This is a genomic window from Tabrizicola sp. (assembly GCF_051645465.1).
GTDB lineage: Bacteria > Pseudomonadota > Alphaproteobacteria > Rhodobacterales > Rhodobacteraceae > Tabrizicola.
Window position 1 is genome coordinate 1 of sequence record NZ_JBOFBI010000120.1, and the last position, 12,402, is coordinate 12,402.

The following is a 12,402-nucleotide window of genomic DNA, read 5'->3' on the forward strand; positions in this document are numbered from 1 at the left end:
CCCCGGTCTCTTCTCCGGTCTGGTGGTCATAGCGAGCGCAAAACTCCCGATCCCATCCCGAACTCGGCCGATAAGTGCGCCCACGCCAATGGTACTGCGTCTCAAGACGTGGGAGAGTAGGTCGCCGCCAGACCTGAAAAGAGACACCTCCCTCAAAACGATATCAAACCACGCGACCCCACAAGGGTCGCATCACGACCAGGCCCACATTCCGGCCAACCGTCGCGGGGTGGAGCAGCCCGGTAGCTCGTCAGGCTCATAACCTGAAGGTCACAGGTTCAAATCCTGTCCCCGCAACCAACAATCCCTCAAAAAGCCAAAAGCATTCAACCAGCCCCAGAAGGGCAACAGTCCCGACGGACCGCCGCAATTCAGACCGCGAAGAACCCGTCCCGGGCCGGATCGTACTGTTCAAGCCCGCCTTCGCCTGTGTCGGTCCAAAGGCCATGCAGAGTGAGCAGGTCGTCCTCGACCGCGGCCTTGACGAAGGGGAAGGTCAAGAGGTTCTCCAGCGAGGTCAGCACGGCCTGCTTTTCCAGCGCCGGCAGGATCATGTCGTCCGCCAGGCCCGCCACTTTCTGATAGCCGGGGCGCAGGATGTCCATCCAGCGGCCGACGAAGCTCGACTTTTCTTCCAGTTCGGGGGCATGGCCACGGCACATGTCGAGGCAGCCCTTGACGCCGCCGCAATTCGAATGGCCGAGGACGACGATATGCGCGACACCAAGGCCGGTGACGGCATATTCCACAGCCGCCGAGGTGCCGTGATATTCGCCGTCCGGGTTGTAGGGCGGCACCAGGTTCGCGACGTTGCGGTGAATGAAGAACTCGCCCTCATCCGCGCCGAAGATCGAGGTCACATGCACCCGGCTATCGCAGCAGGAGATCACCATGGCCCGGGGGTGCTGGCCGTTTTCGGCCAGGCGGCGGTACCAGGCGCGGTTCTCCTGATAGGTCGTGGCGCGCCAGCCCTGGAAGCGCTGGATCAGGTAGGCAGGCAGGGGACGGATATGGGTCATGAGCGCCTAAGTCTGTGATTATCTCTCCCTATGCGGCATTTGCGGAAAATTCGAGAGGCAAATTCCCGGCAGGTGCGTCGGCGGGCAACCAATTCTTCAGCATGAGGGCGCAGCATCGGCTTTGGGTATGACGAAGTTTGGGTGTGGAAGATGGGGGACGTAGCCGCTTTACGGCCGCGTGAGGTCGTGCGTCAGGATGTCGAGGCGATTGCGGTGATCTATCGCAACCTCGGTGCGCCGGTGGCCGAACAGATGGTGACGCGGGCACTGGGGGAACTGGCGCTGACGATGGCGGGCATTGCCGAAAAGGTGCGGGCGCATGAGTTGCGCGATCTCGCGCGGCAGTTGGGAAGGCTCGGGCGGCTGGCGGGGGATCTTGGGCTTGTGACATTCGCAGCGGTGGCGAGGGATGCCAAGGCCTGCCTTGAACGGGCGGACGGAACGGCATTTGCAGCTGTCTGGGCACGGCTTCTGCGGGTGGCGGAACGGTCGCTGCGGGCGGAGCAGGGAGTCGCAGATCAATTCGTCTGACGGGTGGAGGGCTGGACGTTGGTTATGGCCGCAGGGGCGACTCGCACAAGACAGGGTTGAGGAAGAGGGCCTGCGCTCAATTCAGCGGAGATCGCCACTGATCCCCACTCGGCAAAGTGCTGCGCCAGGGACAGGGATCGAGGGCGGAATTCCTCGCAAATCGCCACAAAGCTCCGGAGGGGCTTGCTTCCCGGTCAGGGAATCCGGCATCTGGGGGTGAGGAGCCAATCTTCGAACCCTGACATGGCCAGCACCGTGACCTTCGCCTTTGCCGCCGCGTCTGCCGCTGCGCGTCCCCTTCATGTCCTCCGGTCCGAGGAACTGGCCGCTTTTCTGGCCGGGCCGGGCGCCGCCTGGGCGGGTTGGCTGACAGCGACCGAATTCGAGGCGGGGCTTGGCGATGTCCGGTTGTTGCCTGCGGCCGATGGCGGCGTGGCCGGGGCTGTCGTTGGCTTTGGAACGGCACAGGCACGGCGGCGGATGCGCTTCGGGCTGGCCAAGGCGCCTGCCGCCCTTCCGGCGGGTGACTGGGTGCTTGCGGGCAAGCTTGACCGGGCCGAGCGGACCGAGGCGGCCCTGGGTTGGCTTCTGGCGGGCTATCGGTTCGACCGCTACCGTCCGGGCCGGAAGCCCGCCAGCCTGCCGCGGCTGCAATGCCCGGAAGGCCTGGACGCGGCGCGCATCATCGCGATGGCCGAGGGCGAGGCACTGACCCGCGACCTGATCAATACGCCAGCCGAGGACATGGGTCCGGCAGAGCTGGAGGCAGCGTTCCTTGCGCTGGCCGAGGGCTTCGGCGCCGAGACGGAAGTCGTCCGGGGCGACGACCTTCTGACGCGGAACTTCCCCATGGTCCATGCCGTTGGCCGCGCCAGCACCCGCGCGCCGCGGATGATGGATATGCGGTGGGGAGCAAAGGGGCCGAAGCTGACGCTGGTCGGCAAGGGGGTCTGCTTCGACACTGGCGGGCTGAACCTGAAGCCGTCCTCCGGCATGAATCTGATGAAGAAGGACATGGGCGGGGCGGCTACCGTCATGGGGCTGGCCCGGATGATCATGTCGCTGAACATCGGCGTGCAGTTGCGGGTCCTGGTTCCGGCGGTCGAGAATGCAGTTTCGGGCAACGCGCTGAAACCGAAGGACATTCTCACCAGCCGCAAGGGCCTGACGGTCGAGGTGAACGACACCGACGCCGAGGGGCGCTTGGTACTGGCCGATGCGCTCGCCTATGCCTGCGAGGCCAAACCGGACGTGCTGATCAGCATGGCGACGCTTACCGGTGCTGCCCGGGTGGCGGTAGGGCCGGACCTGGCACCCTATTACACCGACGACGCAGGGATGGCCGCGGCACTTGAGGTCGGCGCGAAGGAGGGGTTCGATCCGGTCTGGCGGATGCCGTTCCACGATGCCTACGAAAGCGTGATCGAGCCTGGGATTGCCGATCTGGACAATGCTCCCGGTTTCGGCTTTGCCGGATCGATCACGGCGGCACTGTTTCTGCGCCGGTTCGTCGAGGGGCCGCGCTACATGCATTTCGACATCTACGGGCACACGCCCACCGACCAGCCGGCGCGGCCGAAAGGGGCGGTCGGGCAGGGAGCGCGGGCGCTGCTCGCAAGCTTGCCGGAAATGATGAAAATTTAGGCGTTGCCGCAGCAGTGCGCGGCGATTAGGCATGGCAGTCGGTCGGTACAGTTGAACGAGTCGAGGAGCAGGTAATGGACAGACGGCTGATGCCGTATTCCGGTCGGGTGGCGCATGTCTCGCTTTCGGGCGTCATCAATGCGCCATTGACTGAAGGGCTGCAAGCGCAGGTCACGGTGCCGGTCGCCAATCTCTGCGATGCGCCAAGCGGGTCGCGCAATCGGCAACTGCTTCTGGGTGAGGCTGTCACGGTGATCGACCGCGAAAAGGGCCATGTCTTCGTGATGTCGGCCAAGGATGGCTATTGCGGCTGGATGACCGAAAGCGACTTGGGCCAGGGGCCTGCGCCGACACACTGGGTCGCCGCCCCCGGCACGCATCTTTACGCCGAACCGCAGGTTCAGGCGCCCGACAAGATGGCGCTGAGCCTTGGCTCGCGGCTGGCGGTGATCGGGTCGTGGGGGGCGTGGGCCAACACACCGCATGGCTTTGTACCGCTGCGCCATCTGCGGGCTTTGGGCGATTGGGCCGAAGACCCGGTGACGGTGGCCGAAAGCCTGCTGGGGACACCATACCTTTGGGGCGGAAACTCGCGCTTTGGGTTGGACTGTTCGGGTCTGGTGCAGCTTGCGATGCATGCCTGCGGGATGGCCTGCCCCGGCGACAGCGACATGCAGATGGCCTTGGGCCGTCAACTGGCCTCGAACGAAGCAATGCGACGCGGTGATCTGATCTTCTGGAAAGGCCATGTCGCCTTTGTCGTCGACCGTGACCGGCTGATCCACGCGAACGGTCACACGATGTCGGTCGCTTACGAGGGCATCAAGGACTCTGTTGCTCGGATATCGGCGGGCGGCGGCGGGCTGGTGCAGACGCGGCAGCGGGTCTAGTCGTCTTCAGGTAACGGGGCCGATCAGCCGACGTTCCAGGACCTTGAGGACCTGATCCAGGTCCTGGCCGCGGCGCAGGACGCGACCATCCATGCCGACAACGGCATACATCCCCTGGCGTGCCCGAAGTTTCGACCGCTTCTCGATCCGGTAAAGCGGCGTTTCGGCAGTGCGACGGAAGATCGCGAAGACCGCAAGGTCGCGCATGGCCGAGATCGCGTAGTCGCGCCACTCTCCGGCAGCAACCATCCTGCCATAGACCCGAAGGATCAGGCCCAGCTCTTTCCGGTCGAAGCAAACATCGTCCGGGATACGACCGGACTGCGGGAACGGGATCGGCGCCTCAGCATTCATAAGGAAAGCTTACGCACTTCGGCCCTCAAATCAACCGGGAAAGCCTGGGGCGGCCTGAGACCAGCCGGTCTCGATCCCGCGCCAGTTGGTCTGCTTGCCGCCTAGCCGCTTCAACGCCGCGGGGTGCGCCGGGTCAAGAACCCCGGCCCGGATCAGAAGTGCTGCCATTGCCGCCTCGGCCCCGCGGGTCCCGCCATCCACGATCTTCAGCGCGATGCCGCGCCTGAGTTCGGGCAGGATCGCGACGAAGACAGCCTCAGCCCCGGTCTTTATCGCTACCGCGTGGCCCATGGCGCGCATCAGCTCGGTGCAGGCCCGCCCCTCGCCTGCCACCAGTTCGGGATAGGTCGCCATCGCGCGCGTCAGCCGGTGCATGGCGCGCGCGCGGGTATCGCCGCTGTCCGACGCCGCCGCAAAGGCGTGCATCGCGCGCGCAAGGCCTGCCACGGTGACCGCGAAATTCGGGGCGGAACAGCCGTCGATCCCATAGCCCGCGACGGTCTCGCCGGTCACTTCCTCGGTCGTCTGCCGGATCGCGCGCTGCAGGGGATGATCGATTTCGAGGTACTCCGGCCCGGCCTTTAGGTGCTGCGTGACCGTCAGGAAACCGCAATGCTTGCCCGAGCAGTTGTTGTGCAGCTGACAGGGCGAGCTGTCGGTCTTGATCAGCCGGTCCCGTTCTGCCCGGTCGCCCGGTTCATGGGCGCCGCAGCGGAGGTCCGGCTCGCCCAGGCCAATGGAAGCGAGCCAGTCACCGGCCATTTTCACATGCCGCGCCTCGCCCTGGTGGCTGGCGCAGGCAAAGGCCAGATGCGCCTCGGTCAGCCCCGCGGCATCGGCAGCACCGGTTTCGACCAGCGGCAGGGCCTGGATCATCTTGCAGGAAGACCGTGGGAAGATGATGGTCGATGGATCACCCCAGGCAGCCTCGATCCCGCCCGGCCCCCAGATCACCGCATGGCCCGAATGGGTGCTTTCCAGAAGTCCTCCGCGCCAGAGTTCGACCATGGGATGCGGGCTTTGCATCTGAATTCCCGTCACATATGCGCGAATTGTCGCCCAGAGGGCTTTCGCGGATTGGCGCTTTTGATTATCGCTGAGATATCGGGTAGAAGCGCGCTGCGCCAGTCTAAAGGGCCGAAAAGGCCGGGCGAGTTGGCGAGGCACGAAGACAGCTTGGAGGCTGCGTCAGACATGACATCTCTTTTCGGTCGCTTGCTTGCGATTGCCGCGATCACGCTTGCAGGGGCGGTTTCGGCCCAGGAATCAACCAATCGCGTCGCCACGATGACGGACTGGAACGTCTTCACCGAGGAAAGCCCCAAGGAGTGCTGGGGCGTCTCCAAACCGAAGGAGACGGTGAACACGCGCGACGGCCAACCCGTCAGCGTCCGCCGGGGTGACATCCTACTGTTCGTGACCTTCCGTCCGGGCAAACCGGGCGAGATCAGCTTTACCGGGGGCTATCCCTTCGCGGGCGGCTCGACCGTCGATGTCGCGATTGATGGGCAGAGCTATCAGCTCTTCACCGACGGCGAATGGGCCTGGCCGGGCAGCGCCGAGGATGACGCCACCGTGCTCGCCGCGATGAAGGCGGGGACGACGGCTGTCCTGACCGCGCGGTCGGGCAAGGGCACGCAAACGGTCGACACCTTCTCGCTTCGCGGTTTCACCGCTGCGATGGAAGACGCCGAGAAGCGCTGCCAGTAAGCCGTGACGCATCGTTTGAAAGCGCCCCCGCCGTGGGGCGCTTTTCTATTTGCGGGGAATCACCTATATCCCCCCGAAATCCGCCAGATCGCCTGTGACAAGGCCCAACGCAAGGATCGGCCATATGACTGCCCCCATCACGCAAGACGTGCTGACCATTCCGCGCAAGCTTCCTGAGCAGGCCAAGACCAACATCGTGGGCCTGACCCGCGATGCCCTGCGCGCCGCGCTGATCGCGGCCGGGACGCCCGAGAAACAGGCCAAGATGCGCCTCGGTCAGGTCTGGCAGTGGGTCTACCACTGGGGCGTCCGCGACTTTGCGCTGATGACCAACCTTGCCAAGGACTACCGGGCGCTGCTGGCCGAGCATTTCGTCATCGAACTGCCCGAGGTGGTGACCCGCCAGATTTCCGAAGACGGCACCCGCAAGTACCTTGTCCGCATCGCCGGCGGGCATGAGGTCGAGGTGGTCTATATCCCGGAAACCGACCGGGGCACGCTTTGCATATCGTCCCAGGTCGGCTGCACCCTGACCTGCTCCTTCTGCCACACCGGCACGCAGAAGCTGGTCCGCAACCTGACCGCAGGAGAGATCGTCGGCCAGGTCATGCTGGCGCGCGATGATCTGGACGAATGGCCGGTACAGGGCGCGCCGAAGGAAGAGGTTCGCCTCATCTCCAACATCGTGCTGATGGGGATGGGCGAGCCGCTCTACAACTTCGAAAACGTCCGCGACGCGATGAAGGTGGTGATGGACGGCGAAGGCATCGCCCTTGGCCGCCGCCGGATCACGCTTTCGACCAGCGGCGTGGTCCCCGAAATCGCCCGGACGGCGATCGAGATCGGCTGCCTCCTGGCTGTCAGCTTCCACGCGACGACGGATGAGGTCCGGGACCAACTGGTCCCGATCAACAAGCGCTGGAACATCGCGACACTGCTAGAGGCGCTGAAGGCCTATCCCGGCCTCTCGAACAGCGAACGGATCACGTTTGAATACGTGATGCTCGATGGCGTGAACGACACCAAGGAAGACGCGCACCGGCTGGTGAAACTCTTGGAGGGCATTCCGGCCAAGGTGAACCTGATCCCCTTCAACGAATGGCCGGGCGCGCCGTACAAGCGCTCCTCCGGCAACCGCATCCATGCGTTCGCCGACATCATCTACCACGCGGGCTATGCCACCCCGATCCGCACCCCGCGCGGCGAGGATATCATGGCCGCCTGCGGGCAGCTCAAGTCCGCCACCGAACGGGCGCGGAAGTCGAAGGCCGAAATCGCGGCAGAGGCGGGCTTGACCTAAGCCCCCTTGCAGCAGGGCGCGGATTTGCGTTCCATGGGGTGATAAGTCCGAACAAGGATGCGCCCTATGGCGAAAGCTACGACTAAGGTTGCGCCGAAGAGGCCGGTCGCAAAGAAGCCTGGGGCCGAAAAGCCGAAAAGCCCCGCCGAATGGGCGCATGACCGGCTGGTCATGTACATCCGCAACTTCGAATCCCAGCTTGATACCAAGCAGGAAATTGCCATGGGTCTGGCGGGCGACGAAGCTGGCGTCCTGCGGATCGAAGGCATCGGGTATTTCGACCCGGACATCATCACCTTTTACGGACGGGACGAGACCGGGGCAAAAACCCAGCTCGTGCAGCATGTCACCAAGCTTTCCGTGACGCTCCGTGCCGTTCCGAAAGAGATCGAAGAGGATCCCCCGCGCCGGATCGGCTTTCAGCTGAACTCGGGCTGGATGGGTGGCGATTCCGGGGACGGCTCTGCGGGCTGATTCCGCGTGGATTTGCAGGCACCCACCCCCCGTGACAGACCGGGGCGAATAGGCTATGGGGCAGGAAACAGGCTTTTGAGGAGAGCGCAGACATGGCCGACCACCACGAGGGCGAGCACAAGCACGGCAGCATGGACATCCGCGCGCAGGAGAAGACCTTTGAAGGGTTTGTACGCATGTCGGTCTGGGTCGTCTGCATCTCGATCGCAGTGCTGATCTTCATGGCACTTGTGAACGCTTGACCGGGCTGACCGCAGTGTCCGGGGGCCCTATCCTGCGCGTGCTTTTCTGTCTGCTGGTCCTTCTGGGCCTTGCGGCCTGCGCCGAGCCGAAATGGGCGCCGGAAGAGCAAGTCCAGTCAGTTCGCTTTGTCGAAGGTCCGCCGACCTACATCACGCTTTACACGGTGGTGAACAAGAAGACGGGCTCTGGCGCACATACGTCGCTCCTGGTGAATGGGTCCGAACGGCTGATCTTCGATCCCGCGGGCACCTGGTATCACCCGAAGCTGCCCGAGCGGAACGATGTGCATTTCGGCATGAACGAAAAGGCGCTGGCCTTCTACATCGACTATCACACCCGCGTCACTTACGACACGATCGAGCAGAAGATCTTCGTTTCACCCGAGGTGGCCGAGCTGGTTCTCCGCCGTGTAAAAGAGAACGGCGCGGTGCCGAAGGCCATGTGCACCAATCACACGTCACGCATCCTGCGCGGGATACCGGGCTTCGAGTCGCTGCCGCAGACCTTCTATCCCAAGCAGTTGTCGAAAGCGTTCGGAGAGCTGCCGGGCGTCACGACCCGGGTCATCACCGACAACGATGACGACAACAACCACGGCATCCTTCTGGTCCAGAACGGGATACCGCTGGAATAAAGGCGGCTCCGGTCGGGCTGGACCAAAATCCTTCGAAGGATTTTGCAAATCTTTTCCAAAAGATTTGTCCGGCCCGGTCCTTTTGGCCGCTTGCTTGCGCCCGACGCACGATGCGCTACCCTCGTGCGGTCGGCCAAGGCATCGGAAAGGCATCAGATTTGCGCATCTTCGGGGTCATCCTGGCCGGTGGTCAAGCGCGCCGGATGGGCGGGTTGGACAAGGCCTTTCTGCGGCTGGCTGGCCGCCCGCTCATCGCGCATGTCCTTGAACGGCTTGAGCCGCAGGTGGAGCGCGTCCTGATCTCGGCCAACGGCGACCCCGCCCGCTTTGCCGCTTTCGGTAGTGAGGTCGTGCCCGACGCCATGCCCCAGGGCCCGCTTTCCGGCGTGCTGGCCGCCCTTCTGCGCGCGGCCGACCTTGGGGCGACACATCTGGTCTCGACCCCCGTCGACACGCCCTTCCTCCCCGGCGACCTGGTGCCCCAGTTGCTACTCGCCGCTGAAGGCGCGTCCGAAGGCCTCGCGCTCGCTGCCGCACCCGACGGTGACCACCCGGCCACCGCCCTTTGGCCCGTCGAGATTGCTCCCGCTCTCGCAGACTTCCTCGCGGCGGGGGAGGCCAAAGTCACCTGCTTCACCGATGCCCACCAAGCGGCCCGCGCGAGTTTCGCGGATGCCCGTGCGTTCCTGAACCTCAACACGCCCGAAGACCTGGCCCGGGCCGAAGCTTTGCTGAGGGGGGCCGCATGAAGGTTTACGGGGTCATCGGCTGGAAAAACTCCGGCAAGACAAGCCTGATGGAGCGGCTGGTGGCCGAGATCACCGGGCGCGGGTTGTCGGTTTCGACGGTAAAGCATGTCCATCATGACGTCGACCTCGACCAGCCGGGGAAGGACACGTACCGCCACCGCGCCGCGGGTGCGCGTGAGGTGGTGCTGGCTTCGGCCCACCGCTTCGCGCTGATGGTCGAGCATCGGGGACCGGAGCCGGAGCTTCCGGCGATCCTCGCCCGGCTGGCCCAGGTCGATCTGGTGCTGGTCGAGGGCTACAAGCGCGACGCCCATCCGAAGATCGAGGTCTGGCGCGAGGAAGCCGGTCAGCCGCTGATCCAGCCGGGCGATCCGCTGGTTCGGGCGGTCGCGACGGATGCGGCGCTGAGCCTGACAGTGCCGGTCCTGGACCTGAACGACACGAAGGCCGTCGCCGACTTCATCCTGCGCGAGGCAGGCCTTGCGGTTTGACCGGGTCATCGTGGTCGACTGGTCGGCGGCGAACCTGCCCACCAGTCCAACGAACCGGGCGAATGCGATCTGGATCGGGTGCCATGACGCCGAGGGCGGGATCGAATGGCACCACCGCACCCGCGCTGCCGCCGAGGCTCAGATCCGGACCCTGATCCAGACGGCGCAGGCGGATGGGCTCAGGCTGCTTGTCGGCTGCGATTTCGCGATGGGTTATCCGGCCGGCTTTGCCACCCGCCTTACCGGTGAACCCGTGGCGCAAGCAGTCTGGCGCTGGCTGGCGCAGGCGATCACCGACACGCCCGACAACCGCAACAACCGCTTCGAGGTCGCCTCCCGGATCAACTCCACCTTCCTCGAAGGCCCCGGCCCGTTCTGGAGCCACCCGACCGGTCAGCATTACCCCGACCTGCCCTACCGCCGCCTTGGCATCGACTATGTGACCCTTGGCCTCGCCCCGGCCAGGGTGGCTGAAACTGCGGTGCCGCGGGCGAAGAGCCCCTGGATGCTGTTCAACCCAGGCTCTGTCGGGTCGCAAAGCCTGCTGGGTCTGCCGATGATCCACCGGCTTTCCCAGCTTCCCGGTGTTGCTGTCTGGCCCTTCGATCACCCCACAGCTTCGATCGTGATTGCCGAGGTCTACCCCTCGCTCCTGGCCGGGCCGGTGGCGATCCTGGCCAATGCGGAAAACCTGCCAGCCGATCAGGCGCAGGTGCGGCTGCTGGCACGGGCGCTTTTCGCCCTTTCGCGGCACGACCGCCTGACCCCGCTCTTCGACACGCCCGCCGAGGCGACGGAGGAAGGCTGGATCCTCGGCGCGGGGCAGGCCCCGCTTCTGGCGGAGGCCTTGGCATGGGCGTGACCGTCTTCCGTGGCCTCCACCCCCAGCTTCGCCCGCAGGCGGCACGGCTGTACTGGGAGGCGTTCGGCGGCAAGCTTGGGCGGGTCCTCGGGCCGGATGAGCGGGCGCTGGCGTTTTTCCAGCGGGTGATCCGGATCGATCTTTGCTTTGCCGCGGTGGACGAGACCGGCCAGCTGATCGGGGTTGCGGGCTACAAGACCCCGGCGGGCAGCTTTGCCGGGGGGAGCTGGTCCGATCTCGCCGCGATCTACGGCCGCTGGGGTGGGCGCTGGCGCGGGGGGCTTCTCTGGGCGTTGAGCCGGGAGGTCGACAATGACCGGTTCCTTATCGACGGCATCTGTGTCGCGAGGGCGCATCGGGGGAAGGGCATTGGTACGCTCCTCCTGGCCGCGCTTTATCAGGAGGCGGCGGAGCGGGGGTATCGGTCGATCCGGCTGGACGTGATCAAGGACAACTGGCGGGCCCGGGCCTTGTATGAGAGGCAGGGGTTCCTTCCCACCCGGACCGATCAGCTGGGGGTTCTGCGCTATCTCTTCGGATTCGCGGCCTCGACTACAATGGTCCGGCCGCTGCAGATCAGGGGGGAGTGATGGGCACTGTGCGCAAGCTTTTCGGCTGAATGAAATCAATAGCTTGAAAGGGGGTCATTCAGGATTCGTTAAGAATTGGCCCGCTGCGACCGCGGGCCTTGCCCTGTTGCCTTCATGCTGTCAGGGTATGATCAAATTCCATCAGCGGAGGGCGGAGCCATGATCACCAAGCGTGAGTTCTACATCAACGGCGCATGGGTCGCGCCGAAGGTTGCGCGGGACTGCCCGGTCATCGATCCCTCGACCGAGGATGCCTGCGCCGTCATCTCGCTGGGCAGCGAGGCCGACACCGATGCAGCGGTTGCCGCCGCGAAGGCCGCGTTCCCGGCCTGGGCCGCGACTTCGCCCGCCGAGCGTCGGAAGGTCGTGGAAGGCATCCTCGAGCAGTACTATGCCCGCAAGGAAGAGATGGCGGAAGCGATCAGCCTGGAAATGGGCGCGCCGATCGACATGAGCCGGGACGATCAGGCGGAATGCCTGCCGTGGCATCTGAAGAACTTCCTCAAGGCTTTCGACCATATCGAGTGGATCAGACCACTTGGCCCCCATGCGCCCGACACCCGCATCGCGCTGGAACCGATCGGGGTCGTCGGGCTGATCACGCCCTGGAACTGGCCGATGAACCAGGTGACGCTGAAGGTGATCCCGGCGCTTCTGGCGGGCTGCACCTGTGTGCTGAAACCGTCCGAGGAGTCGCCCCTGTCCTCGATCCTCTTCGCCGAGTTCTGTCATGATGCCGGGGTGCCGCCGGGGGTCTTCAACCTGGTGAACGGCGATGGCGCGGGGGTGGGCACCAGGCTTTCCAGCCACCCGGATGTCGAGATGATCAGCTTCACGGGCAGCACCCGTGCGGGCCGGGCGATTTCGGCTGCGGCGGCGCAGACGCTTAAGCGCGTGACGCTGGAGCTGGG

16 protein-coding genes, 1 tRNA gene and 1 rRNA gene are annotated in these 12,402 nt (G+C 64.9%); 15 read left to right on the forward strand and 3 right to left on the reverse strand.

Going from position 1 to position 12,402, the window contains the following annotated elements:
- Positions 1 to 18 precede the first annotated feature (18 nt).
- Both rrf and ACRCSW_RS07380 read left to right on the forward strand, forming a co-directional pair.
- Positions 19 to 133, forward strand: a 5S ribosomal RNA gene (gene rrf, locus ACRCSW_RS07375).
- A gap of 90 nt (positions 134 to 223) precedes the next feature.
- Positions 224 to 300 (forward strand) — tRNA-Met (locus tag ACRCSW_RS07380).
- 71 nt (positions 301 to 371) lie between these two features.
- On the opposite strand, the gene ACRCSW_RS07385 is transcribed toward ACRCSW_RS07380, so the two are convergent.
- Complete coding sequence (locus ACRCSW_RS07385) at positions 372 to 1,019, reverse strand: carbonic anhydrase (RefSeq protein WP_438703855.1); 648 nt, start codon at positions 1,017 to 1,019, stop codon at positions 372 to 374.
- 150 nt (positions 1,020 to 1,169) lie between these two features.
- Here ACRCSW_RS07385 and ACRCSW_RS07390 point away from each other — a divergent pair, with 150 nt between their 5' ends.
- From ACRCSW_RS07390 to ACRCSW_RS07400, 3 genes are all read left to right on the forward strand, one after another.
- Positions 1,170 to 1,550 carry a hypothetical protein gene (locus tag ACRCSW_RS07390; protein WP_438703857.1) on the forward strand — a complete coding sequence of 127 codons (381 nt, stop codon included), beginning with the start codon at positions 1,170 to 1,172 and terminating at the stop codon, positions 1,548 to 1,550.
- A gap of 243 nt (positions 1,551 to 1,793) precedes the next feature.
- The gene (locus ACRCSW_RS07395; protein ID WP_438703859.1) at positions 1,794 to 3,194 is read left to right on the forward strand and encodes a leucyl aminopeptidase family protein; all 1,401 of its coding nucleotides are present in this window, start codon (positions 1,794 to 1,796) and stop codon (positions 3,192 to 3,194) included.
- A gap of 74 nt (positions 3,195 to 3,268) precedes the next feature.
- Positions 3,269 to 4,084, forward strand: coding sequence for a C40 family peptidase (locus tag ACRCSW_RS07400; RefSeq protein WP_438703860.1), 816 nt, complete (start codon positions 3,269 to 3,271; stop codon positions 4,082 to 4,084).
- A 6-nt stretch (positions 4,085 to 4,090) separates the two neighbouring features.
- Here ACRCSW_RS07400 and ACRCSW_RS07405 read toward each other — a convergent pair whose 3' ends face one another.
- The gene (locus ACRCSW_RS07405) at positions 4,091 to 4,438 is read right to left on the reverse strand and encodes a DUF2794 domain-containing protein (RefSeq protein ID WP_438703862.1); all 348 of its coding nucleotides are present in this window, start codon (positions 4,436 to 4,438) and stop codon (positions 4,091 to 4,093) included.
- A 30-nt stretch (positions 4,439 to 4,468) separates the two neighbouring features.
- On the reverse strand, positions 4,469 to 5,464 hold the full coding sequence (locus tag ACRCSW_RS07410) for an asparaginase (protein WP_438703863.1): 996 nt from the start codon (positions 5,462 to 5,464) through the stop codon (positions 4,469 to 4,471).
- A gap of 168 nt (positions 5,465 to 5,632) precedes the next feature.
- On the opposite strand from ACRCSW_RS07410, the gene ACRCSW_RS07415 reads away from it, so the two are divergent.
- From ACRCSW_RS07415 to ACRCSW_RS07460, 10 genes are all read left to right on the forward strand, one after another.
- The gene (locus tag ACRCSW_RS07415; RefSeq protein ID WP_438703864.1) at positions 5,633 to 6,148 is read left to right on the forward strand and encodes an invasion associated locus B family protein; all 516 of its coding nucleotides are present in this window, start codon (positions 5,633 to 5,635) and stop codon (positions 6,146 to 6,148) included.
- Between the two features lie 124 nt (positions 6,149 to 6,272).
- On the forward strand, positions 6,273 to 7,448 hold the full coding sequence (gene rlmN, locus ACRCSW_RS07420; RefSeq protein ID WP_438703866.1) for a 23S rRNA (adenine(2503)-C(2))-methyltransferase RlmN: 1,176 nt from the start codon (positions 6,273 to 6,275) through the stop codon (positions 7,446 to 7,448).
- 66 nt (positions 7,449 to 7,514) lie between these two features.
- Positions 7,515 to 7,922, forward strand: coding sequence for a DUF6173 family protein (locus ACRCSW_RS07425; RefSeq protein ID WP_438703868.1), 408 nt, complete (start codon positions 7,515 to 7,517; stop codon positions 7,920 to 7,922).
- A gap of 92 nt (positions 7,923 to 8,014) precedes the next feature.
- Positions 8,015 to 8,164 carry an aa3-type cytochrome c oxidase subunit IV gene (locus ACRCSW_RS07430; protein ID WP_438703869.1) on the forward strand — a complete coding sequence of 50 codons (150 nt, stop codon included), beginning with the start codon at positions 8,015 to 8,017 and terminating at the stop codon, positions 8,162 to 8,164.
- 14 nt (positions 8,165 to 8,178) lie between these two features.
- Positions 8,179 to 8,799, forward strand: a complete 621-nt coding sequence (locus tag ACRCSW_RS07435) for a hypothetical protein (RefSeq protein WP_438703870.1) — start codon at positions 8,179 to 8,181, stop codon at positions 8,797 to 8,799.
- A gap of 158 nt (positions 8,800 to 8,957) precedes the next feature.
- Positions 8,958 to 9,548, forward strand: coding sequence for a molybdenum cofactor guanylyltransferase MobA (gene mobA, locus ACRCSW_RS07440; protein ID WP_438703872.1), 591 nt, complete (start codon positions 8,958 to 8,960; stop codon positions 9,546 to 9,548).
- On the forward strand, positions 9,545 to 10,039 hold the full coding sequence (mobB, locus tag ACRCSW_RS07445) for a molybdopterin-guanine dinucleotide biosynthesis protein B (protein ID WP_438703874.1): 495 nt from the start codon (positions 9,545 to 9,547) through the stop codon (positions 10,037 to 10,039). The genes mobA and mobB overlap by 4 nt, the downstream gene beginning before the upstream one ends.
- On the forward strand, positions 10,029 to 10,901 hold the full coding sequence (locus ACRCSW_RS07450) for a molybdopterin guanine dinucleotide synthesis (RefSeq protein ID WP_438703875.1): 873 nt from the start codon (positions 10,029 to 10,031) through the stop codon (positions 10,899 to 10,901). The genes mobB and ACRCSW_RS07450 overlap by 11 nt, the downstream gene beginning before the upstream one ends.
- Positions 10,892 to 11,491 (forward strand): GNAT family N-acetyltransferase, encoded by a 600-nt coding sequence (locus ACRCSW_RS07455; RefSeq protein ID WP_438703877.1) that lies wholly within the window; start codon positions 10,892 to 10,894, stop codon positions 11,489 to 11,491. Before ACRCSW_RS07450 ends, ACRCSW_RS07455 begins: the two co-directional genes overlap by 10 nt.
- A 159-nt stretch (positions 11,492 to 11,650) precedes the next feature.
- Positions 11,651 to 12,402, forward strand: a 752-nt coding sequence (locus tag ACRCSW_RS07460; RefSeq protein WP_438703879.1) for an aldehyde dehydrogenase family protein, incomplete at its 3' end; no start/stop codon positions are given.